This is a genomic window from uncultured Clostridium sp., assembly GCF_934754925.1.
Lineage (GTDB): Bacteria > Bacillota > Clostridia > Clostridiales > Clostridiaceae > Clostridium.
On the sequence record NZ_CAKVJA010000009.1, the window covers coordinates 1 to 24,694 of the forward strand.

General features: G+C 27.3%; 24 protein-coding genes and 1 pseudogene. 7 read left to right on the plus strand and 18 right to left on the minus strand.

The features are described from left to right. Nucleotides 1–395: 395 nt before the first annotated feature. Nucleotides 396–557 (plus strand): hypothetical protein, encoded by a 162-nt coding sequence (locus Q0G30_RS04955; RefSeq protein ID WP_195468905.1) that lies wholly within the window; start codon nucleotides 396–398, stop codon nucleotides 555–557. A gap of 150 nt (nucleotides 558–707) precedes the next feature. Here the strand turns inward: Q0G30_RS04955 and Q0G30_RS04960 are convergent. Continuing rightward, a pseudogene (locus tag Q0G30_RS04960) lies at nucleotides 708–1,082 on the minus strand (cytidine deaminase). Between the two features lie 90 nt (nucleotides 1,083–1,172). Here Q0G30_RS04960 and Q0G30_RS04965 point away from each other — a divergent pair. Further along, nucleotides 1,173–1,352 (plus strand): transcriptional regulator, encoded by a 180-nt coding sequence (locus Q0G30_RS04965; protein ID WP_133013904.1) that lies wholly within the window; start codon nucleotides 1,173–1,175, stop codon nucleotides 1,350–1,352. A gap of 72 nt (nucleotides 1,353–1,424) precedes the next feature. Here the strand turns inward: Q0G30_RS04965 and Q0G30_RS04970 are convergent, their stop codons facing one another. Beyond that, complete coding sequence (locus Q0G30_RS04970; protein ID WP_195468912.1) at nucleotides 1,425–1,832, minus strand: secondary thiamine-phosphate synthase enzyme YjbQ; 408 nt, start codon at nucleotides 1,830–1,832, stop codon at nucleotides 1,425–1,427. Nucleotides 1,833–1,928: 96 nt separating this feature from the next. On the opposite strand from Q0G30_RS04970, the gene Q0G30_RS04975 reads away from it, so the two are divergent. Further along, a complete protein-coding gene (locus Q0G30_RS04975; protein ID WP_279324979.1) occupies nucleotides 1,929–2,057 on the plus strand; it encodes a hypothetical protein in 129 nt (42 codons plus the stop codon). 100 nt (nucleotides 2,058–2,157) lie between these two features. Here the strand turns inward: Q0G30_RS04975 and Q0G30_RS04980 are convergent, their stop codons facing one another. From Q0G30_RS04980 to Q0G30_RS04990, 4 genes are all read right to left on the minus strand, one after another. Then, nucleotides 2,158–2,391 (minus strand): hypothetical protein, encoded by a 234-nt coding sequence (locus tag Q0G30_RS04980; RefSeq protein ID WP_294387312.1) that lies wholly within the window; start codon nucleotides 2,389–2,391, stop codon nucleotides 2,158–2,160. Between the two features lie 42 nt (nucleotides 2,392–2,433). Then, nucleotides 2,434–2,979, minus strand: a complete 546-nt coding sequence (locus Q0G30_RS04985; protein WP_294387317.1) for a Gfo/Idh/MocA family oxidoreductase — start codon at nucleotides 2,977–2,979, stop codon at nucleotides 2,434–2,436. A 146-nt stretch (nucleotides 2,980–3,125) separates the two neighbouring features. Then, a complete protein-coding gene (locus Q0G30_RS14390; protein WP_195468961.1) occupies nucleotides 3,126–3,215 on the minus strand; it encodes a nucleotidyltransferase domain-containing protein in 90 nt (29 codons plus the stop codon). A gap of 59 nt (nucleotides 3,216–3,274) precedes the next feature. Next, nucleotides 3,275–3,928 (minus strand): FusB/FusC family EF-G-binding protein, encoded by a 654-nt coding sequence (locus Q0G30_RS04990; protein WP_195468913.1) that lies wholly within the window; start codon nucleotides 3,926–3,928, stop codon nucleotides 3,275–3,277. Between the two features lie 322 nt (nucleotides 3,929–4,250). Here Q0G30_RS04990 and Q0G30_RS04995 point away from each other — a divergent pair, with 322 nt between their 5' ends. Beyond that, nucleotides 4,251–4,667: a ribonuclease Z gene (locus tag Q0G30_RS04995; RefSeq protein ID WP_195468914.1), complete on the plus strand. Its 417-nt coding sequence runs from the start codon at nucleotides 4,251–4,253 to the stop codon at nucleotides 4,665–4,667. Nucleotides 4,668–4,669: 2 nt separating this feature from the next. Next, nucleotides 4,670–5,701 (plus strand): DNA/RNA non-specific endonuclease, encoded by a 1,032-nt coding sequence (locus Q0G30_RS05000; RefSeq protein WP_195468915.1) that lies wholly within the window; start codon nucleotides 4,670–4,672, stop codon nucleotides 5,699–5,701. A 95-nt stretch (nucleotides 5,702–5,796) separates the two neighbouring features. Here Q0G30_RS05000 and Q0G30_RS05005 read toward each other — a convergent pair whose 3' ends face one another. The 9 genes from Q0G30_RS05005 to Q0G30_RS05045 form a co-directional block, all read right to left on the minus strand. Beyond that, nucleotides 5,797–6,426 carry a histidine phosphatase family protein gene (locus tag Q0G30_RS05005; RefSeq protein WP_195468916.1) on the minus strand — a complete coding sequence of 210 codons (630 nt, stop codon included), beginning with the start codon at nucleotides 6,424–6,426 and terminating at the stop codon, nucleotides 5,797–5,799. Nucleotides 6,427–6,457: 31 nt separating this feature from the next. Beyond that, the gene (locus tag Q0G30_RS05010) at nucleotides 6,458–6,994 is read right to left on the minus strand and encodes a hypothetical protein (RefSeq protein ID WP_294130130.1); all 537 of its coding nucleotides are present in this window, start codon (nucleotides 6,992–6,994) and stop codon (nucleotides 6,458–6,460) included. A gap of 197 nt (nucleotides 6,995–7,191) precedes the next feature. After that, nucleotides 7,192–9,144 carry a beta-galactosidase gene (locus tag Q0G30_RS05015; RefSeq protein WP_294387320.1) on the minus strand — a complete coding sequence of 651 codons (1,953 nt, stop codon included), beginning with the start codon at nucleotides 9,142–9,144 and terminating at the stop codon, nucleotides 7,192–7,194. 149 nt (nucleotides 9,145–9,293) lie between these two features. Next, entirely contained in the window at nucleotides 9,294–10,673 is a 1,380-nt protein-coding gene (gene melB, locus Q0G30_RS05020) for a melibiose:sodium transporter MelB (RefSeq protein WP_294387323.1), read from the minus strand. Nucleotides 10,674–10,969: 296 nt separating this feature from the next. After that, a complete protein-coding gene (locus Q0G30_RS05025) occupies nucleotides 10,970–13,036 on the minus strand; it encodes an alpha-galactosidase (RefSeq protein WP_294387326.1) in 2,067 nt (688 codons plus the stop codon). 96 nt (nucleotides 13,037–13,132) lie between these two features. Next, the gene (locus Q0G30_RS05030; protein WP_294387328.1) at nucleotides 13,133–14,101 is read right to left on the minus strand and encodes an alpha/beta hydrolase; all 969 of its coding nucleotides are present in this window, start codon (nucleotides 14,099–14,101) and stop codon (nucleotides 13,133–13,135) included. A 146-nt stretch (nucleotides 14,102–14,247) separates the two neighbouring features. Then, complete coding sequence (locus Q0G30_RS05035; RefSeq protein ID WP_294387332.1) at nucleotides 14,248–15,261, minus strand: LacI family DNA-binding transcriptional regulator; 1,014 nt, start codon at nucleotides 15,259–15,261, stop codon at nucleotides 14,248–14,250. A 186-nt stretch (nucleotides 15,262–15,447) separates the two neighbouring features. After that, complete coding sequence (locus Q0G30_RS05040) at nucleotides 15,448–16,854, minus strand: MATE family efflux transporter (protein WP_294387334.1); 1,407 nt, start codon at nucleotides 16,852–16,854, stop codon at nucleotides 15,448–15,450. A 218-nt stretch (nucleotides 16,855–17,072) separates the two neighbouring features. Further along, nucleotides 17,073–19,058: a beta-L-arabinofuranosidase domain-containing protein gene (locus Q0G30_RS05045; protein ID WP_294387335.1), complete on the minus strand. Its 1,986-nt coding sequence runs from the start codon at nucleotides 19,056–19,058 to the stop codon at nucleotides 17,073–17,075. 161 nt (nucleotides 19,059–19,219) lie between these two features. Between Q0G30_RS05045 and Q0G30_RS05050 the strand changes: the two genes are divergently transcribed. Both Q0G30_RS05050 and Q0G30_RS05055 read left to right on the plus strand, forming a co-directional pair. Next, nucleotides 19,220–19,999: an AraC family transcriptional regulator gene (locus Q0G30_RS05050; RefSeq protein WP_294387337.1), complete on the plus strand. Its 780-nt coding sequence runs from the start codon at nucleotides 19,220–19,222 to the stop codon at nucleotides 19,997–19,999. A gap of 121 nt (nucleotides 20,000–20,120) precedes the next feature. Next, on the plus strand, nucleotides 20,121–21,029 hold the full coding sequence (locus Q0G30_RS05055) for a DUF362 domain-containing protein (RefSeq protein ID WP_294130105.1): 909 nt from the start codon (nucleotides 20,121–20,123) through the stop codon (nucleotides 21,027–21,029). Between the two features lie 390 nt (nucleotides 21,030–21,419). Here Q0G30_RS05055 and Q0G30_RS05060 read toward each other — a convergent pair whose 3' ends face one another. The 3 genes from Q0G30_RS05060 to Q0G30_RS05070 form a co-directional block, all read right to left on the minus strand. Beyond that, a complete protein-coding gene (locus Q0G30_RS05060; RefSeq protein WP_294387340.1) occupies nucleotides 21,420–22,007 on the minus strand; it encodes an ECF transporter S component in 588 nt (195 codons plus the stop codon). A gap of 163 nt (nucleotides 22,008–22,170) precedes the next feature. Continuing rightward, nucleotides 22,171–23,397 carry a nitrogenase component 1 gene (locus Q0G30_RS05065; RefSeq protein WP_294387343.1) on the minus strand — a complete coding sequence of 409 codons (1,227 nt, stop codon included), beginning with the start codon at nucleotides 23,395–23,397 and terminating at the stop codon, nucleotides 22,171–22,173. Beyond that, complete coding sequence (locus Q0G30_RS05070) at nucleotides 23,384–24,694, minus strand: nitrogenase component 1 (protein ID WP_294387348.1); 1,311 nt, start codon at nucleotides 24,692–24,694, stop codon at nucleotides 23,384–23,386. Before Q0G30_RS05070 ends, Q0G30_RS05065 begins: the two co-directional genes overlap by 14 nt.

Below are 24,694 nucleotides of genomic sequence, written 5' to 3' on the forward strand. Positions count from 1 at the left end.
GTTTTTTATGCATCAATCAAACTTTATATACATTAATCATTTGTCAATTTATACCTATTATTATATATCACTTTAATCGCCTGATAAATAATACAAATAAAAATTCCTCAACAGCATTAAAGATTAATGTTGAGGAACTCTATATTCTATATGTTATCTCATTTATTAATTAGTCCACTTTAGTAAAAACCTCATTTATTTTTGATACGGTTCTCCGTAAACTCTTCAAACGATGTTTTTCCATTTTATTCTTGTGTTTATTTTCTACATAATTATGGTATAATTCTAAAGTAATATTTAGAAAATCCGTAGTGGATGGCTACGGGGGTTTTGAACGTTTTATCTCCCTAGGACTATTGGTGATACTTTATCATAGTCAGGGGGTGGTATTGGATATGCTTGAATTAATTATAAAGAGCTTTGTTGTTATTTATATAATTAGATTGGTTTTAAAACATAATCTTTTTATTCATTATTTAAAGATTTCAGTAAAATTTATTGGTCTTGATATTGAAATTAAAAGCAAACAAAAAGATGCTCCATCCTCACAAGATTAGCATCCTTTTTTGTTGATATTCATCTAAATTCAATAGCCCTAAAACAAAATAAATGTTCTAAGGATTGCTTAGTGTTGACGCACTAAGATTTTCTTATTTATATTATATCAAATTTTTATAAAAAATAAACATAAATAATTTTAAAATTTACTATTCAAAGCGTTTATATCCCCACCAATCGGGCATAAGTTCTTTTAACTTTACTGTTTCACGATTAGAATAATCAGTAAGAATTTCAATTTCCCCACTTTCTTTATCTAACTCCATTAAAAGTTCTCTACACGCACCACATGGTGAACCCACTGAACCATCTGGAATAATACATACTAATTTAGATATTTTATGTTCACCATTAGTAAACATATTAAAAATTGCATTACGTTCAGCACAAATCCCTAAGCTACAAGGAGCATCAATACATACCCCTGTATATATATTTCCTTTTTCACTTAAAATAGCTGCCGATACTTGTCCGCCAGCTATAAAAGGTTAAAGAAATATTCTATAACTCTTTATTTTATTTATATTTTGGTATTATTGTTATATTTTATTGATTTATGGTAATAATAGAGATATAATATTAAATAATAATTATTATTCATAGAGGTGATTTTAATGGATATTAAAGAAACTATTTTAAATGTTATGAGAGAAGCTGGAAAACCTGTTAGCGCTGGAGAAGTTGAAAAATTATCAGGACTTGATCGTAAAGATATCGATAAGGCTTTTAAAGAATTAAAGAAAGAAGAAGCTATTGTTTCTCCTGTTCGTTGCAAATGGGAACCAGCTAAATAAAGACCGCACAATGTACGGTCTTTTTTATATTTATTTACTTTTCTATAACTTAATTTTTTAATTACATCAATTTTATCCTTCAATTATTTTAACATAAAAACTTCTATTTCTTGGTCCATCAAACTCGCAAAAGTATATATCTTGCCATGTACCTAAAATAAGTTTTTCATCATCTATTATAAGAGTCTGCGATGCTCCCATAGTTGATGATTTCATATGTGCATGTGAATTACCTTCAAAATGTTTATATTTAATATCATTAGTTGGATATGCCTTTTCAAAACCATAAATTAAATCCTTAACCACATCTGGATCAGCATTTTCATTTATAGTAATTCCAGCAGTTGTGTGAGGACAGTACACTACAACAATCCCATCCTTAACTTTGCTATCTTTAATATCCTCCTTTATTATTTCAGTAATATCAACCATAGTTTGAGCCTTATTTATACTCAATGAATGCTTATATAAATTTTTCATTTTTCACTCCTTCTATACTAAAAAGATTATATTTCCTACTGATTATAATATCATATAATAAAATAAAAAAATTAAATGAGTAGTGGATTATTTATTATGAAATCTGAATCTATTGATGATGTACATAACAATTTATCTGATGAGCCTCTTAAAATTAATAATATACAAGATTATAATATTACAGAATTTTCACCTCACTATTTTAACGAATCTCCTAGTGAATAGTTTAAAAAGTAAGATGATTTTTACACATAATTCTGATTTTATAAAAGAAGAATTAAAAAAACAAAAACACAGTAATTAACTATGTTTTTTGCTTATATTTTTATCTTTTTTCACATTTATTCCACTTCATATAATTATATATTAATTCAACTATATATAAAATTAATAGTACTATAGGTACTATTCTATTTAGTATTAATTTATCATTGATTAAAAACATAAAGGCTATTGATATAATAACTATTGGTAGCCACCATAAATTCCTAATAAACCTTCTCCTATAACTCAATTTCCAATAAATTAACTCAAATCCCTTATCTGTTTTATTCCTCACAAAATCTCCTCCCATTATTGTAAATCATTACCATATATAAGTTTATTCAAAAGGATATACTAATCCTATTTGTTCTCTAATTTCATCCATTATTCTTGCTAAACATAAAGTTACATCATGTGATGCTATCTCACTTTCTAAAACTTTATTAACTATACAATTATTAGCTTCTATAATCTCATATTTATATCCAGCTTCATTATATTTATCTTCAAATTTTTCTTCATTCTCATAACTATATAGATAGGCTTCCTTTGCCATCCAAAAAGTTGGTATTACTATTTTACCTTTTTCTCCATAGATAACAGTTGTATTATCTGTTTCTGCTGCAATAGAACATGTTAATGATGCTAATGCACCATCTTTATATCTTAAATCAATAACATCAGTCTCATCTACACCTGTTCTAGTCATTGTTGCACTTGCTTTTATTTCCTTTGGAATATCATTCATTATAAAGTTTGAAAATAATATTGGATATATCCCTACATCTAACAAAGCTCCTCCAGCTAAATTGGCATTATATAATCTTGAATCAACATCCTCTTCACTCTTAAATCCAAAATTTGCTGTAATCAATATAATCAATATATTCTTCTTTAGTTAAAATTTCATAATCATCACTAGCATATCTTCTACTAAAATAAAAATCTTTTAAGTCTCTACATAAACTTTTATACTTTTTTAATTCATAATAATCTTGTAAATATAATACTTCTAATAGTTTAACAAGATTATATAATACTTTTATTATCATCAACTAATATTAATATATCAATATCACTACTATTTCTATATTTTCCCTTTGATATAGAAGCAAATATTAATAAAAAATCCTACATCAAAAATTTACTGTAGGATTTTTATTAATAAATTATAATAATTATTTAATTCTATTTACACTCTTTAGAATCTTTTCAAGCTTTTCTACAGATTCTATTCTTTCATTACATTCATCACTATCTAAGCATACATAAAATCCTAATGACTTATAATCATCTTCCCTTACTTGCTTACATATTGGTGATACAAAGGCTACTTCCTGTTCTGAACCAATCTTATTACAAAAAGTACATATATTAGTTGATTTACTATTTGTCTTTGGAAGTCTACAAGCCATTCCTAAAAGTTTCCCCTCTAACTTATAAGTAATAAGAAGTTTTCTAGTTGATTCATCAATCCAACCTAAATATACAAGTTTAGAATCTAGTTTGTCTAAATTTGGTATCTTTAGCTTTTTCTCCTTCTTAAAAACTTTAGTGATTTCCATTGCTGTTATCTTTTCCATCCCATATACATACTTATCTAATTCTTTTAAATAAGGTTCTATATGCAACGGATCAGTAATTTTACTAATATCTAGTATGTCTTTTTGCTCTATTGATAAATCATTAAAAATAGATAAAATCTTTTCTTGGGAACACGCCTTTACAGTTTCTATAATGTTACCATCTACGCAATTTCTAAATGCACCATTTAAATCGCCTAAACATCTTTTTATATAATTATATTGTTGTTTTTTTATAAATTCTTTCATTATTCATTACTCCTTAACTTTAAAATACTAATAATTAAAGCAAAGAATACTAAAAATCATTTATGTTTTTCTAAAACCTTTATTAAATTTACAGCTATTTTTATTTATTTAAGCTCCAGACAAAGCATAGCTGACTTTGTTGTAGTCCTTGCAAGGAGCAAGCTGATTTAAATCTGAAAGCATTATATACCTTCATGCTAATCACCTCCTAATTATAATAAGATTATATCATATTTTTTTCAACTGCCAAATAAAAAGTCTATATCAAAATCATATAATCTTTTGATATAATATTACAAAGAATATAAAAAGGAGGATAGTAATGAATATAATTGTTTGTTTAGATGATAAAAATGGAATGATGTTTAATAAAAGAAGGCAAAGTCAAGATAAAGTCCTTAGAGCTGATATAAAAGAACTTGTTAAAAATCAAGATCTTTTTATGAACGAATACTCTTATAAATTATATAAGGATATTGATGACGGTAATATAAAGGTTTGTGAAAACTTTTTAAATGAATGCTCTGACAATGATTTTTGTTTAATAGAAAATACAGAAGTAAAAAATTATATAAACAATATAAATACTATAGTTGTCTATAAGTGGAACCGTATTTATCCATCAGACTTCTATTTTGATATTGATTTAAACACTAACTCATGGGAACTACTTAAAACAGAAGAATTTCAAGGATCATCTCATGAAAAAATAACAAAAGAAACTTATAGGAGAATATAGCAATGAAAAATATATTTAAATTAAAAAACTCACTAATTATGACATTAGGGATTTTATTATGCTTAGTTGGATTTATTGGTTGTTCTTCAACTAATAATTCTTCTATAAATAATAGTGGACAAGTAGTCGAAAACTCTAATTCTAATAATGTACCTTTAACTAATCCAAATGGAAGTAATAACAATAGTAATACTAATATTAATATTTCAAATACTACTGATATTCCAGATTACTCTGGTCAAGACTATATAATATTAAATAATAATGTTCCTAACTTCTCTAAAGCTGATTTAACTACTACTTCTTTTGAAAAATATAGTCCACTAGATAGTTTAGGAAGATGTGGTGTTGCATATGCCAATGTAGGTAAAGATATAATGCCAACAGAAAAAAGAGAATCTATTAGCTCTGTTAAACCAAGTGGTTGGCAATCAATAAAATATGATATTGTTGAAGGAAAATATCTTTATAATAGATCTCACTTAATTGGTTATCAATTAACTGCTGAAAATGCAAATGATAGAAATTTAATTACTGGTACAAGATACTTTAATGCAACATTAATGTTGCCATATGAAAATATGGTAGCTGACTATGTAAAAGAAACAAATAATCATGTTTTATATAGAGTAACTCCTGTATTTGATGGGAATAATCTTGTTGCAAAAGGGGTTCAAATGGAAGCAAAATCTGTAGAAGATGATGGTGAAGGAATTCAATTTAATGTATTTGTATATAATGTTCAACCTGGAATTACAATAGATTATGCAACTGGTAATAGTGCCCTTAGCGGTGAAGAAGTAAATAAAACTGGTTCATCAAACAGCACAACTACTTCTTCAAGCTCAAATAATAACTCAAATAACACAACTTCTTCTAATAAAACAACTGTAATAAGAGGAAACTCTAAATCAAAAATTTATCACTGCCCTGGTCAAAGAGATTACGAAAACATGGCAGATTCTGAATACCTTGTTAAATTCAATAGTGAACAAGAAGCCATTGATGCAGGCTATCGAAAAGCTTCTAGATAATCTTTAATTTTATCTAAAAATCTTATAACAAAAAAATTCCTACAGTAAAAATTGCTGTAGGAATTTTTATTATCTCACCTCAAAACCTTTAGTATCTACCATCCTAGCTTTTGCTCTTTTTTTGTAAAATGACTATTATCATTTTTAAATTCTATATGAAATTTATTATTTTTATCTACATTTACTTTAGTTAAAGTTGCTTGTCCCATAACTTCAGAATTTACCTCTTCATCTTTAAAATAATACATAATAGCCTTTAAGGTTATTCCATGAGCCACTATTAAAATAGTTTTCCCCCTATTTGCTTCAATTATTTTATTCATTGTTCTAGCTACTCTATCTCTAACTTCTGCTAAGTTTTCTCCATTTGGTGCTGCTAATTCAGTATTTCCTTTCATAATAAGACTTATATCCCAATCAGGATTTTCTTTCATAACTTCATCTGTTATTTGACCTTCATAGTCACCAAAACACATTTCCATAAGGCCATCATCAGTTATTACTTCAATACTTTTATCGCCTTTAATTATATTAGCAGTAGTAAGTGCTCTCTCTATAGGACTTGAATATATAATATCTATATGTATATATTTTATTCTATCTCTAAGTTCTTTAGCTCTTTCTATTCCTTGTTCTGTTAATGGAGAGTTTCCTCTACCTTGTAATCTTTTTTCTATATTCCACAGAGTTTGTCCATGCCTTGTTAAGTATATTATTGTATCCATTAAATTTCTCTCCTAAAACTCTTTACTTTTATTATTCTCCATCACTTACTATTTCAGCTTCAACATAAGGAACTTCATTTTTTCCATACTCTCTTCTAATAACTTCAGTATCAATGTCTATACCTCCAAAATATACTTCAACTTCTTTGTCTACTATTGATACATCTATAACTTGTACTTTGTTTAAATCAATAAATTTTTGCTCTTTATAGTATTTATTTATTAAAGTAGTAACTTCTAATTTAAAGTCATTTTCTTCAAATGTAACACCTTCTATATCGGTAAAAGCATTAATTACATAATTAAATACTTTTTTAGATATTGGATTTACTATATTCATTTTTAAAACCTTAAAACTCTTTATATTTATATAAATATTATTGCATTCAACTTTTGAAAAGCTTAATTCAGCTTCTATATTTACGTTCATACCTAATATATTAACACTTCCAAGCAATCTTAAATCATCATTAATAAAAATATCACTTATATTAATTTTATTTTGTAACTTTAAAAAATTTCTTATATCACTTTTTGTTATACAAACTATCATCTTTTTTAATTTCATTTAAATTCCCTCCATCTTATAAAATAACTATAGAAAATGAAATTATCTATAATTTGTTTCTAATTAATTTATTAATATAATAATATTCTTATTATATTAATAAATCAATTATTTAAGCTTTATAGTAAAATAAATATAAAAATAGCCCTATCTAAATAAAATATTAGATAAGGCTATAAATATTAACTTTTATAATATTACTTTTTAATTATTTTGCTTTCATAAGCTGCTAAAGAAATTCCATTAAACTCTTTTGTTAATGCCGTGTGATTCATAACAAAATAGTACTCTTCATCATTTACTACTCTCTTAACAACTTCTATGCCTTGTTCTGATTCAATAACTTCTATATTAGCATCTGATAATATCTTCTTAGCTATTATATTCATAATATTATTATCTACACCTGTACCAATATAATAAGCTTCTCCAGCACCATACTTATTTAATGTTATAGCTGATAAGTCATTATAAAACTCATCATCATACATAAATAGACTTTCTGCAGTAGTAGTTTTTAACATATCTCTAAATACAGTTCCACTACCTTCTACTCCACTAAAATCATTTATTCCTTTAACTTTAACATATTGACCTTCTTGAAGAGATTCTATTTCTTCAACAAATCCACCAATTAAATCATTATAAAAACTTGGATTTAATTCTCCTAATGTTAAGTTATTATAGTAATCTTTAATTGCAGTTCTAAAGCTAAATACTACCTTACCACCATTTTTAACAAATTCTTTAATTCTATGTTGGACTTCAGGCTTAAATACAATCATGGTTGGTATTAATAGAACTTTATATTCATTAAAGTCTACATATGATGGAATAACATCAATATTTATATTATTTTCATAAAAAGGTCTGTATAATCTATATACTTCATTTTTATAATCCATTAGAAAACTTTGTCTTTGGATTCTAAATGATGCCATAGATTCATAGTCATAAATAACTGCTACTTCTGATTTTATTTCACTATTTATAACACCTTCATTTTCTTTCATATCTTTAAAGAAATCTTGAACTTCATAGAACTTTCTTCTTTTTCTATTATCCTGATCTATTATTCCATAACAATATTGTTCTGCTCCCTTAGTTGCTCCTCTATATCTGAAATACATAAGAGAATTACATCCATGAGCCATTGCTTGATATGACCACATTTTAGCTTGATTTGGTCTTGGAAGATATCCAATAACATCATGTCCTTGAGCACCCATTATAGCTTCTGTAATCCAAAAGTTTTGTCTTTTAGCCCCTCTCATAAAATCTAAGCCACAAGCAATTTCATGTGGTGGAATTGGTTCCTTTTGCCCACCCCATACTGGATAATTATTATATGCAACTACATCTATATGTTGTGCTACCTTTGAAAAATCAAAACTTTTATCAAAGTATCCACCTGAGAAATCATGAATTATAATAGAATCTTCTCCTAATATTTCTTTTAAAATATTTACTTGTAATTTTGCATAATTTTCAACACTTACATTCCTAAATCTTTCCCATTCCATTCTTAAACTTGGATTGTGAGTAGTTATTGTCTTTGCTGGAACCGGAATTTCATCAAAGTCATTATAAGTTTGAGACCAAAATCTAGTTCCCCATATTTCATTTAACTTGTTTATATCATTATTATAATTTTTTCTTAAATAATCTCTAAATGCATTTTTACATTCATTACAAAAACATACATCACTACCTTCGTGACCAAGTTCATTATCTATTTGCCAAGCTACTATAGCCTTTTCTTCCTTAAAATGATTTGCAAGTTCCCTAATTATTGTTTCACTATATTTAAGATATGTTTTACTATTAAAACAATATTGTCTTCTTCCTCCAAAAACTCTCTTAGTATTATCTTCAAATTCACCTAAAACATCTGGATGTTTTTTTGCAAGCCAAGCTGGCATTGTAGCTGTTGGAGTACCAAATATAATCTTTAATCCTTTTTTCTTAGCTTCATTTATTATATGATCAAAATATGAAAAATCAAATTTACCTTCTTCACTCTCCATCATATGCCATGCAAATTCACCTATTCTTATTACATTACTCCCTAACTCTATAATATTATTTAAATCTTCTTCTAACATATATTCATTCCAATGCTCTGGATAATAATCAACGCCTAAAAACATTTTACTCTCCCCTTTTTTACTGTAAATTTTACTAAAATATTATATCATTTTTTTATTTTTATAGCATATCTTAAAATAAAAAATGACAAATTGGAGAATTAAAACTTCAATTTGTCATTTTTATAATGTCACTATAGATTACTTATAAATTAAATAACACATTCTTCAGCTTCTCTCTTCTTATTTAACTCATCCATTATTTTTTCTTGATATTCACCATGTAACTTGTATCCTTTAACATAAATAAAGAATCCTAATAATGTTATTATTGATGGCACTGCTACCATAAGTATCCTCATTCCTAATATTGTTCCTGCTGTTTGTGTTATATTAGGAACATATCCTACTATCGTTAATCCAACACCTATTAACCATCCTGATACAGCTGATGCAGTTTTAACTAATAATGTTTGGAAGGAAGCTATTATACTTTCATTTCTTGAACCAAATCTTACTTCACCATAATCTATTACATCTGCAATCATAACAGTTGTAGCTCCTAGGCTGAATCCTGAACCTAACTTAACTATAATTCCTGATAAAGCTATAAGTGCTGCATTTCCTGGTACAAAAATTCCTGCAAATAATAATATTATTAAACCTACTGCTGGTAAGTAACATGCTAATCTAAATACACCCTTTTTGCTCATTCTCTTTGAAAGCATTGGGAAAAGCATAAGCGCTGATATTTCAGCTAATCCAGCAAATGCGGTAAACACTTGATACATATTTTCATTTCCAACAACATATTTAAAATAGTAAATTGACATTCCACCTGATAATTGAGCAACTAAATTATAAGCAAGTACTACTCCTATAAATACCATAAGTTGATCATTTTCTTTTATAAGCTTAAACGCTTTCTTTAGACCTGTTTTTTCTGCTTTTTTGTTTATCTCTGTTGCATTACAACTACTATCCTTAACGTTTACAACAGTTATAATAGAAGTTATTACAAAGATTACTGATATTATTATTGCAAAAGCTCCATACCCCTTAGTTTGATTTCCATTTCCTAAAGTATTAACTATAGAAAGTCCAAATGCTCCCATTATTAACCATGCACAACTTGCAAATATTCTTGGTATAACTGACATTTGAGCTCTTTCTTCATTTGTCTTAGATAAAGAAGGTAACATTGACCAATAAGGAATATCCATTATTGTATAAGTCATTCCCCATAATATATACATCACTGAATAATAAGCATACAGTGAAGTTCCTTCTAATCCTTCTGGCCTTTTAAATAAGAAAACTAATATTACTGCATTTATCAATGTACCTATTAAAATCCAAGGTCTAAATTTTCCCCATTTTGTCTTTGTGTTGTCAACAATCATTCCCATTGCTGGATCATTAACCGCATCCCATAATCTCGCTACTAAAAACAAACTTCCTACAAATGCTGGCGCTAATCCAATTGAATCAGTAAAATAGATCATTAAGTAACTAGATACAATTGCATAACATAAATCTTTTCCTAGCGCACCAATACCAAAAGAATACTTTTCTTTAAATGATAATCCCATAATTCTCTCCCTCCAAATACCCTATGTGTTTTACTTACCCTTGTAATTGTTTTCATATTTCATATTTATATATTACCATATCAGAAAACTTTTTACAAGTATTTTTACTGTGAAAATTTATTTTATTTTACCATTTTTTTATTAAAGAATATAATCTAATATTTATACCTAATAAGTTTACATTATAGTTATTAAATATTTTATTAAAATAATACATATAAAAATAGATTATCAAATACTTAAAGAACATATAAGTCCAATTAGAATTTAATAATCTACTTTCAAATAATTCTTAATTAAATTTTATTAATCTTTATAATATCACTAGCATAATCTCCACTTAGTTTTATTTCCAAACCTCTATTCATTAAATAATCTCCTGATTTTATCAATTCTTCTCCATTAATTCTTATTATATATTTAGAATTATTTTCTAATCCTCTAAGTTTAATATTAGTTCCCCTATGTCCAATTAAGCTTTGAGGTAAGAATACAAATAATAAACTTTCACCATCTTTATTATATTGATAAATACTATAATTATTTTTTGATGTATTTTCTATTCTATAAAAATCTCCTTCTTGGATTATATGCCTTATTTCTTTATACTCTTTTATTAATTCTTGTGATAATTTTATTTCATCTTCATTAAATTTTAAAATATTACATCCAACGCCTAATGTTCCCATCATTGCACTATGATATCTAAACTTCATTGGTATAACTCTTTTAGACAAGAAATTTGGACAATCAGTTACCCAAGCTCTCATGGCCTTAATTGGATAAATATATGAATAACTATCTTGAATAAACAATCTATCATATGCATCAGTATTATCACTTGTCCAAAAATCATCAAATATTCCTAAAATACCGTAATCAATTCTTCCACCCCCAGATGCACAGGCTTCAAATAGTACATTAGGATGCTTAATTTTTAATTCTCTAACAATATCATAAATAGCTTCTATATGCTTGTACCAGATATCTTTTTCAATATCTGTTTGTGACATAGGTCTATTAGCATCCCACTTAATATAATCAATATCATAAGTTGATAATAAATTATCTAACATATCATAAATAAATCTTTTTACTTCCTTTTTAGTTAAATTTAATACATATTGTCCTCTAGATGTATCACTTTCTCTAGTTTTAAAGTGATATATCCAATCTGGATGTTCCTTATAAAGTTGTGATAATGGATTTACCATTTCTGGCTCTACCCATATACCAAACATCATATCCATTTCTTTAACTTTTCTAATTAACGGATCTAATCCTTCTGGGAACTTGTCTCTATTTACATGCCAATCCCCTAAGCCATTATCTATTCCATGTCTTTCTCCAAACCAACCATCATCTACTACAAATAACTCTGCTCCTATTTCCTTAGCTTTTTCTGCAAGTTTTATTTGTTCATCACAACTTACCTTAAATTCAGTTGCCTCCCATGAATTATATAATACAGGTCTTATGCCTTTTCTTAGCACTCTATCCTTTGCAAAATTATGAATATTATGGGTCATAGTTTCAAAACCTGAATTACTATATCCAGCTATAATTGCAGGAGTAACAAATTCCTCTTTTGGTTTTAGCTTCATTTGAAAATCATGTGAATTTATTCCCATTTGAACTAATGTTTCACCATATTGAGTTTGCTCTATTATCCCACTAAAATTTCCACTTAATTTTAAGGCTCCAAAGAATACTTCCCCTGTAGTTTCAGTAGCATCCTTATCTAATATAAAATAAGGGTTGTGATTATGAGTTGATATTCCTCTTCTATTTTCTATAATAATCTTTCCATAGTTAACTTTTTGAATAAACCTTTGTTGCTCTGCCCCCCAATGACCATGAACATTAGAGAAATTCAATCCCTCATAAGGGATATGAAATTGTCCACTATGTATTTTTTCAATTTCAATAATATCATTAGAATTATTTTTAACACTTACATATCTTTCTATTAAATCATACTGTTCATAAACCTTATAGTGAAGATTAATATTGAAATCATAGTAATTATCTTTTAACTTTATTATTAATTCATTACCATCAATATAATATCCTATATATTTATAAACTAATTCTCTACTTCTATCTTCAAAAGTAACCTTTAGACAATGCTCTTTATATCTCAAACTACCATATACAGGATATTCTTCTCTAGTAATTTCATATACTGGATCATTTGTTGATACTTCGCACAATATAGGCATATCAAAGTCTTCAATTTCCTTAATTTTACTTCCCCAATATAAATTTCTTAACAAGCCCTTATTGTCTATACCAAATACATATGAAGTATTTTTTGTTTGAATACTAAATATATTTTCTAATTTATTAATTAAAATTCCCATAACTCTACTATCTCCTTATCACAATACCTTTAGATAACGTTTTCCCAAGAGTATTATAATATATTTATAGTAAAATTTTCAATATTTTTAGTAAAATTATTTTAAAAATTCTTTTATTTTTTTCAAATATTCAATAAGTATTTCGTCATTTTCTAGAAATATCTCATGTTTTGCATTTTCAAATCTTATTTTTCTGCAGTTTTTAACTCTTTCACAAAATTCATTTTGTCCACCAGCTCTTACAAAAGTATCTCTTCCTGCTTGGAAAAGTAATATAGGTATGTCTATCTTTTCAACATTTTTATTTTTAAGTATTTTATCAGTAGCCTTTAAAGATTCTAAAAGCCATTTAAAAGATCCTCCTGATCTTTGTAATTTCTCATTTTCTTTTAATTCCTCTAAATGATTTTCATACCTATACTTATTACTAGTTCCTGATTCCTCTAAATGATATTTTCCATCAAATGGTCCATGCCCTAATACGTACTTATCTCCTTTTCTAGCTACTACATATAGACTACTTATTATATATGACATCCTCTTGGAAAATTTTCCTGTTTCTATTTCCATCATAGGTGAACTTAGTATAGCCTTTTTAAAATACTTATCATATTCTTCTAAAAACATTGCTCCTATAGCTCCTCCCATAGAATGTGCATATAGGTATAACTCTGAACTATTTTTTGTAACTATTTCATCTAAGAATAACTTTAAATCTTCCACATAATTTTCAAACTTATCTATATTAACTTGACTTTTATCAGTTTTACTTAAAGAGCCTGATCTTCCATGACCCCTATGTTCAATTGCATAAACTGAATATCCCATTTCTAAAAAATAATATATCATCTCTGTAAATTTATTTATACATTCAGAAAATCCATGACATATTACTATTGCACCCTTTTCCTTTTCTATACAATATTTTTCATAATATATATTTACATTATTGGTTCCCATAAAATATCCAAACTCTTTTATTTTGCCTAATTTTTCTTTCACCTCTTCTACTACATATTTATCATATCCATAATTATGAATAAACTTATTATTTCCATCCTCCATATTTATACCTACTCCCATTTCATGTTAACGTTTTTATAGGTTATATAATATAACATTTATACCTCACTTACAATTTATAATATTCCTAAAAAAGTAAAGAGAGTATCTTACTTTCCTAAGAATACTCTCTTTTTCATAGCTTTCTATTATATCTTTCTTACACTATTTCTCAGTACAAATTCACTAGGTATTATAACTTTTTTTGCATAGTTTCTGCCCTTTATTTTTTCAATCATAAGATTTACTGCAACCTCACCTAAATACTCTATATGTACTCTTATAGCTGTTAGTGGTGGGTTTGTATATTGTGATATTATTGTATCATTAAATCCTATTATACTTATTTCTTCAGGAACCTTTATATTTCTTTCAGATAGTCCTTTAATTAATCCACTTGCAACAGCATCATTAGCTGCAAAAAATGCTGTTGGCATCTTATATTTATTATCAATATAGTTAATTATAGCCTCATGTCCACCCTCTGCTGTCATACTGCTATTAATTATAAACTTTTCATTTAATAAGTTATTATTATTCATATATTCATAAAAATATTTTAACCTTTCATCAAAAATAGGAATTTTATTATCACCTAATGTATATTTTTCACCGATGAACCCAATATCTTTATGTCCTAACTCAATAAAATAATCTAATGCTTGCCTTACTCCTAATTTATAGTTAACTTTTACACTATCATATAACTCATCATTAGGCGATGAATCTATAAATACTATATTAGAAGTTCTATTAGCTAATTTCTCTACTTCCTTTGAAGTAAATTTTCCTATAGCAATAATTCCTTGTAATTCAATATCTTCAAGAAACTCATAATCATTTTCTTTCTTAAAAAGCCTAACAAGCTTTATATCATTTTCAAAAGCCTTTTTCTCAACTATATTTCTCAAAAGCAAATAATAAGGATCTTGTAATTGTTTAACTACATCATACATTTCTACGATTCCTATAGTAACTATTTTCTTTTCCAAGTTTTTACCTTTTCTCTGCTTTGCAGTCTTATAATTTAATTCCGTTGCTACCTTTAATATTTGTGCCTTAGTTTCATCGGCAACTAAAATTCCACTATCATTATTTAAAACTCTAGACACAGTTGCTAAAGATACCCCTACCTTATCTGCTATTTCTTTTAATGTAGCCATTATTATCTTTCACCTCAATGTTCCTTTTAACTTTCTGCATTTTATTAACATTATAATATAAATCAATTTAACTTTATAGTATTATACTAATATATTTTTTACTCTTCTTATAAACATAAATTTAATATAAAAAATACGCTAAACCCTTGATAACTTATCAAATATTTAACGTATATTTTATGAATTTTAAACTTCTATGCTTCTACTAATCTCTTTAATATTACCTACTTTTTCTTTAGTTAACGGTTTTATTTCCCTCTTCATCTTATTCATTACACTTATATATCCAGGTATCAAAAATAAATCTGCACATATCCAAGCAATAGGACTTGCTAAACATACTGCATTAAATCCAAATATAGGTACTAAAATAAATCCACATATTGTTCTAGCTATCATTTCACATATTCCTGCAAATATTGCAAAAGTTGAATACCCCATTCCTTGAATAGTAAAACGTACAACATTTACTAAACATAATGGAATATAAAATAATGCTGTAATTATTAATTGTTTACTTACCATTGAAAGTAATTCTAACTCATTTCCATCTACAAAAAGTAACGCTATAGTTTTTCCAAAGAAAATAGATACTAAAAAAGCGATTATAGAATACACAGACCCTATTATTATACTATTTTTAATTCCCTCATTTACACGATCTAATTTTTTTGCTCCAACATTTTGTCCTGCATAAGTTGCCATAGTAGAACCTAATGCATCAAATGGACAACATAAAAACATAGAAATCTTACTTCCAGCAGTAACTGCAGCAACAACAAGAGAACCTAATCCATTTACTGCCGTTTGAAGTATTACACTTCCTATTGCTGTTATAGAATATTGTAGTCCCATAGGTACTCCCATATAACACAATCTTCTAATACAGTGGCCATTAATCTTAAGTTCATCTTTTTCAAATTTTAGGATACTATATCTTTTTGCCATAAATATTAAGCAGCATATACCTGATACACCTTGTGATATAACTGTAGCCCAAGCAGCTCCTGATACTCCCATATTAAAAACAATTATAAATACTAAATCTAAAATAATATTAATTATTGATGACATAATTAAAAACATTAGTGGTGTTTTACTATCACCAAGTGAACGTATTATTCCAGCTAATAAATTATATAAATAAGTAACTGGTATTCCTAAAAATATAACAAATATATAACTATATGCACCCTCCATTATATCATTAGGTGTATTCATCCACCCTAAAATATTTCTGCAAAGTAAGCATACTACTAAAGTCATAATAACTGAAAATATTACTGCTAATACTCCACTATTAAATACATATTTACGTAAAAGTTTATAATTACGTGCTCCAAATTTTTGTGCTACTGGTATAGCAAATCCGTTACAAACGCCCATACAAAAACCAATTATCATAAAGTTTATTGAACCTGTTGATCCTACTTCTGCCAAAGCAGTAACCCCTAAGTATCTACCAACAATAATTGTATCTACCATACTATAGAACTGTTGAAATAGCATTCCAAGTAATAATGGAATTGAAAATCCTAAAATCAGCTTGAATACATTACCTTGTGTTAAGTCTTTTACATCATTCTTTCCCATAACTTTTTCCTCTTTATTTTAATTATAATTTTAACTAAACTAAGTTTCTCTTTTAATAACTAATTCTTCCACAAAATGTTATATTTCTTTTGCTAACATATATATTATTACAAAGGTGAAATAATTTCCATGTGTTTTCTTATACTATTTTTATACTTTTTTATAATAAAAACCATCTAGATAATAAGTAAACTTTCTAGATGGTTTTTATTACTTTTTTATTTTATTCTAAACCAAACTTGCATTTCTCCAATACCCCTATTTCCCCAATAGTGATATGGAACTAATGTTATTTTTTGATTTTCTAAAGTAACATTATTTTCATGGTATAAGCTATCATCATCATCAATTTCTCTATATCCATCAACTATTACTTTAAATAATTCTAATCCATTATGGCTAAATTTCTCTTTTTTAAAATTTATTGAATCTTTAAGTATTAAATTATACAACATATCTCCATTATCTATTTCTTCTGCACAATATACTAATGGTCCATATGTTATAGCAACTTTCCCAGCATCATATCTTACTCTTTTATTTGCCTTTATCATTTTCAATTCAGGATTTAATCTTAAATATATAGAAATCTCTTTTTTCCTTATATTATTTAAATATATATATCCATTTATAATTTCACACTCTACTTTATTATTAGATACCTTTACTGTATATCCATTGCTCCAACTAGGTAGTCTTAATGCCACATTCCTATTTTCCAAATCAGTGCTACTTATTTTTATTTTCACATCTTGATATTTTAACAAATCACATTCCATTTCTATATTCATAAAAGACTTTCCTATATTAATCCTTGAATTATTTGCAATATATTGATTAATATATAATGTATCATTGTTAGCTGAATATATATAATCTCCTATGTTTAATAAAAATCTAGCTACATTTGGTGGACAACATGCACAAGGATACCATTTTTGTCTTTCAACCTTTACTTGTTTCAAAACAGGATTAGTATGATTTTTAGGATATACTTCTAATGGATTTACATAAAAAAAAGACTTTCCATCCATTGCTATCCCTGAGATTATTCCATTATATATTTCCTTTTCTATTACATCACTATACTTTGAATTTATATCTGTATTTAACATTCTCTTAGAAGCCATAGCAAGTCCTATTGAAGCACATGTCTCTCCATATAATGAATCATTAGGTAAATCATAGTTTCCTGTAAATGCTTCTCCAACATGTGTAGATCCTATCGCTCCTGTTATATACATCTTTTTATTCACTATATTATTCCATAACTTTTGACAAGCCTCTAATAAACTATTATCTTTTGACTCTTTAGCAACATCAATCATTCCACATAACATATATACAACTCGAACAGCATGTCCAACAGCTTCATCTTGTTCTCTTACTGGCTTATGGGTTTGATTATATTCTGCACCTATACAAGAAATAAAATCTTTCGAAGCATTTGGTGATTCACAAGGATTCCAACCATTCCAATAGCTAGTTTTTCCTCTTGCTTCCCATTCCAGTTCAAAAAAATGTGGAGATTGTCCCCTTTCATCAATAAAAAACTTAGCTAAATCTAAATATTTCTTTTCTTTTGTTACACTGTACAAAGACATAAGACCTAACTCAACTTCTTCATGGCCATCATATCCTTTTATTTTTCCTTCTTCAGTTCCAAAATTATTATAAATGCAATCTGCTAACTTCTTAGCTATTTTAATAACCTTTTCTTTTCCAGTTGCATTATAATAAGCTGTAGCTGCTTCAAAGAAATGTCCTGCACAATATAATTCATGACATTCCCAAAGGTCTTTAAACTTCATATCTGGCCTTTCTATTATAAAATAAGTATGAAGATATCCGTCCTCTTGTTGTGCTCTTCCTATTAAATCTATAACTTCATCTGCACATTTTTCTAACTCTTTATTTTCTTTTAAGTGCAAACTATATGCAACTGCTTCTAACCACTTATAAACATCACTATCTTGAAAGATAAATCCATAAAAATTTCCTTTCATTTCTTTTGCTGCTATTTTAAAATTTTTTATTGCAGAGCTTTTTTCTACATCTTCTAACTCATCATTTAATACCTTCCATTGATAAGGTATAACCTCATTAATTATCAAGTTTTGATAGTATCCAAAAAACCTATCTGTTATATTTACATTATTAAATTTTATATTACTTGCTAAGTCTTTAGTGACCATATTATCCATAATTTCACCCTCCATATTCTCACCATTTTCATTACCATTAGTATAATTTAATTATACTAATATTCCATTTATTGACTCCATTGACTTTAATGAGAAGCTCATGTAAAATAATGCACATGTTATATACAAATTTGAATTTAAACTGTTTTAGAAAAGTTGATATGTGCAGTAAATTAATCTTTAATAGTACTATTGCTCATCCTGATAGAACTTTACCTTTTCACGATTTAGTTTACGTTGTAAGTGGAGGTTTTAATGTAATTGTTGAAAATGAACTAATTGAAAGTCGTGAAGGTGATATTATGTTTTTACCTGCTTATAAGCACCATTATCCACATTCAAATAATCTTAACAACACATCTTGTTATTACATTCATTTTTCTTATGACATTAAAGATGATGTTATTTTTAATAAACCTGATAAAATTATTGATAACTTTTACTGTATTCCATCAAAATTAAACCTTAAAGATAACCCTAAATTACCCTATTACTTTCACGAATTATCATCATTATGTAATATAAGTAATATAGATAATACAAAAATAAAAAGCTCAATTTTATCTAGAATTTTAGCTGAAATAGACTTAGAAGTTAATAAAATTGATACACTTCAATATAATCAACTTACAAAAGACATAATATCAATATTAGAAGAAAATATTCAAAGTAAAATTAGTATTGATAATTTATCTAGGTTATTAAATTTTTCTTCTAGAACTATACAGAAACATTTTAAAAATAATACTGGGAAAAGTATTCATGAATATCATTTAGAACTTAAACTTAATAACTCTAAATATTTTTTAGTTTCTTATCCTGATATGAAGTTAAAAGAAATAGCTGATATGTTTGGCTTTTATGATGAGTTTCATTATAGTAAAGCTTTTAAAAAATTATTTAACACTTCTCCTAATGCTTTTAGAACTAAAGCTAATTAATCTATCATGTAAAAAAACGAAATCTTTTTTATCTTACAAAATAAAGCTCTAAATAAAAAGTGAAAAATAGGTTATAACATAAATAGTTTTATAACTTTTATTTTATAAGGAGATTTTTATTATGAGAGTAAGGAGAACATTAAGTCCACTAGTTGCAATTACACAAAACAATAATGAATCACTTGCCATTGAAGAAGGTTTAAATTTACTTAATATTTCTTCTATGATAAAAAGTGATGATGTTGTGGTTATTACCCCAAACTGGGTTGGAACTGGTGGCCCCGATGTTGGGGATGTAGTTGGTCCTAATAGTTTAAAAAAGATAATTCAAATAATTAAGGGTTGCACACCCAAAAGAATAGTAGTTGCTACTGCTTCTGCTCAGAAAGATGTTGAAAAGCTAATGACAGATGTAGGTTTTATGGATGTTATAAAATCTGAAAATGTTGAGTTTATAAACTTAAATAATGGACCTTTTATTAATATTCCTCTTAACCATAGCTGCCCTATATCAATAGCCTTAAATAAACTTTATGAAGAAATGACTTTTTTAATATCATTTACTCAATTAAAAATTCATGAAGAAGCTACTATTTCTGCTGCTATTAAAAATATAGCTATGGGCTGGCCAAGTGGTGAAGAGCAAGGTTATCCTAAGAAAAATTTAGGAATACATAAAGATTTGCATGGATTTATAAGTGCAATGCTAGAAAAATTCACTATAGACCTTTCTATAGTTAGTGCTAGTCCTGCTATGGTTGGAACTGGTCCTCATAAAGGAATTGGAAATCATACTGGTTTAGTATTATGCGGAACTGATCCTATTGCTACAGATACAGTTGGTGCTAGGCTTCTTGGTTTTAAACCACAAGCAATAAATTATTTATATAAATCAATAAATAAAGGCTTAGGTTGTGGAGAAGTTACAATTAATTCAGATTCACCTATAAAGATTTTAGGTATGAATCTTCAAGATGCAGAAAAACATTTTAATAAATGTGCATACGGCAAAGAATTCTCTATTGAATAGAATTGCGCACTACATGGGGCGAAAAAATGAAATATTTATTTTCCGGGAACGGTGAAATTTTCGTCTAGAATTTAATTGTTTTTGGAAGGAAAGTCCGTTAAGTGAATCTCTAAATCTTGATTTAGTTAGATGAACTTACTCCTCTGAGCGATAGTGAAGAGTGAGTTTCCTTTTAAAAGGAAGCACCTCCGCCTGATGTCGGATGTGTAAGTTCGATTGGCAAAATTAAAATTTTGAATCTCACTTAAGGTAAACGATAGTGAACTTCGAAGCTTTAGAACTTTTTCTGGAAAAAACAATATAAATTCTTAACGAAAATTACACTAATTTCTGGAGATAATATCATTAATTTTCGTCATCACGGTATTTAAGCTTTAACGAACAATTTAGTTATACTGGTAGTAGTAAACCTGATTTTTTTAGTATTGGTCTTATTGCGTTATATATGATTGATACTAAAATTACTGATACTATTGCATTTATAAATGTTGTTGCTGCACTTAATTTAGCTAAAATCATAGCTGCATCTTGAGGTTGTCCAAGTATATATTGCTTATAGAAGAATCCAACTATAGGGTCAGCAATTACATTAAAAGCAAGTCCAGCAATTGATGCTATTAAACTCCACTTAAAAATATATTTACTATCATTACTTTCTCCTATTTTTGCTATTTTATGTGCGATTAAACCTGTTATTAAACCTATGCATAATTTTAAAATAAATGTCTTAGGTGCTACTATTATATATACAGGATCAATTAAGTCTGCAATTGTCATTCCTATTGCCCCTGCTAATCCTCCATACCATCCTCCAAGTAATAAAGCTGCTAAAACGCAAAATGTATTTCCAATATGAAGTGAAGTTGCATCTCCACCTGGCACTGGAATTTTAATTTGCAAATAAGTAAAAGATACAAAGCATAATGCTGCAAGTAATGCTGTTTGAATTAATTTTTTAAATCTGATTTGTTTATTCATCGATATTTGCCCCCTTATTTCTAAAACTTTATATCCATTTTATACCTATTAATATAAATAAATCAATTGTATCCATACAAATATGCACTTTATACAAATTTATTTAAATGTAATAAAAATGAACTATAGTTTATTGTATCTATAGTTCATTTTCACAATTTTATTAGCTTAAAGTCTGTAAATATTGATCAACATACTCCAAGAAATAATCCATACCTTTTATTCCTATTAAAGGTATATGATTAGCTACTTGACTTCCATATACTATTGGCATACTAGCTCTAAGTTTTACATTTGTATCATTAGCCATTCTTAATGTCACATCATCAGCTATAATTAATTGATTATTTTTATTTTTAAATAACTCTATTCTTTCTCTTTCTGAATTTAGAGTAGTTATATCCTTATCATCTATATCTTTAATGCTATGATTACATATAAAACTATCTATATTGAATCCAATTTCTTCTGATATTTTTCTAAATCCTAATAATCTATCATATTCAGAATATATACTCATAGTTGGCTTAGAATTTTTAAGCATTCTTTTATACATAGGATAATGCTTAATATTCATAATACGCTTCATTAACTCTTGAGTAACCTTATTATCAATACTTACATCTATAGTTTGTGATATTTGCTTCAACCACTCTAATGTTCCTGTATATCCATATGGTGCTCCATAAATATATGGTATATCATAAACTTCCTTCATATACTTTGCTAACTCTAAAGCTTCAAAAGAGATAACAATATTAAGTTTAGCTTTAACAGTATTCCTAATAACCTCTTCACTAGTATCTACACATAATGTACCTATTACATCATAATTAAAGCTATTCTTCATTAATTCTTTAATTTCATTAATATCAGAACGCATACGATAACTATATAATGATGCCCCTAATATGTTATAAGTATTATCTAATTTTTCCGTTTTTTCACCTAACATATTTTTAAACAAAGTATCGTAAGCAATTTTTATTCCAGTTGTATAGTCACCTCTAAAGCCACCATTTTCTAAAGCATATAATTTAGCTGATACCTTAGGGCTAATAGCTCTACATACACCTTTTAAATCAGTTCCAATTATTGCACTAACAGATGATGCTACTATAAAAATAGCTTTAGGGCTTATCCATTTATCAACCTCTATAATAGCCTCTTCTAGAGTTTCTGTATAACCCATTATTACATCATCTTCACTCATATGTGTTGCAAATAATCTGTTTTCTTGTTCCACCCCAATTTTCCCAAAAAAGCCCATACTAAAATGTGTTGTTCCTGTTGGACCAAATTCTATTACTACAGTATCATCTATAGATAAAAGTGTCCATAAAATTCCCATTCTATCTGATGGAGTCGGCAAATATCTACATAAGCTCATTTACTGTACCTCCTTGATATTCTTTTGATTCTTTATATGCTCTAACTAACTCTTCTACAAAGAAATTAACTACTTCCATTCCAGCCATTGCTGATGCCATATCACTTCTTACTAGCGCAATTCCCTTTTTAGCTAACCTTGTAGCATATTCATGTCCTAAGTATAAATCTGGTTTTAATATATCGTATACTCCTTGTAATGGTGCTATATTAGCACTTTTACATACATAAGGATTTTCTTTACTTAATATATCCTCTATATACTTATCATCATTTTCTGTCATATAAGATACTTGTATAAGCTCTGGTATCATTCCTAATTTTGTCATAAATGAGTTTACTTCAAAACATTGGAACGGTGTATTTCCATATATATATTTAGCTCCTTTTAAAACCTTTTTTCCAAAATTCACAGCATCATTAGCCTTATTATAAAGTTGTATAACTTCCTTTGGTAATTCTAACTGTAATGTATCAAAAAGATTATTATATGCTTCTAATATATATTCTGGATCAGTAAATTTTTCAAATAATATATATGGTATCTTAAATTTACTTCTCATTTTTTTAGCCAATGGTAATCCTATGGAACTTGTAACAATATTTATATGTGCTTGTGGTGCTTTACGTATATCTTCTACTGTACAACCTGGTAACATTAAATTAATTTCTACATTAGAATCGCTTAATATTTTTCCTAATTCTGTCTCACTAAAATTTCCGCTTCTCTGACCTATAACGTTTACTGATATATTCTCTGATTTAGCTTGTCTCTCCATTATACCTATACAGGCTGATAATGTTCTTTCTAAACCTACAATATGATTTTCTGATTTAAAATGCTCAGTATGTACTGTGACAACTGGCACTCCATACTCATCACCTAATGTATCTCCTAAAGATTCAACATCATCACCAATTAGTTCAACAACACATGTTGTTATAAGAAAAACTGCATTAGGCTTGTATTCTTCCATTAGTTCACTAAATGCTGATTCAATTTTCTTTTGACATCCAAAAGTTATATCATGCTGATTAAGAATAATACTGACACATCTTCCATCTATACCACCATATACCTCTGATCTCATGGTCATTTGCTTAGTATAATAAGAACATTCATCTGTTCCTATTACTACAAATACAGCATCTTTAATTTCTTTAAGTAATAGTGCTGACCCAAATAGGGGACAATGTGATCCCGGAAATGATGCATATGTTAATGGTTTTACATCTTTCATATTGTTTATACTATCTAACTTAGATAATTTATTAATTATTTCTGTTGAATTTATCAT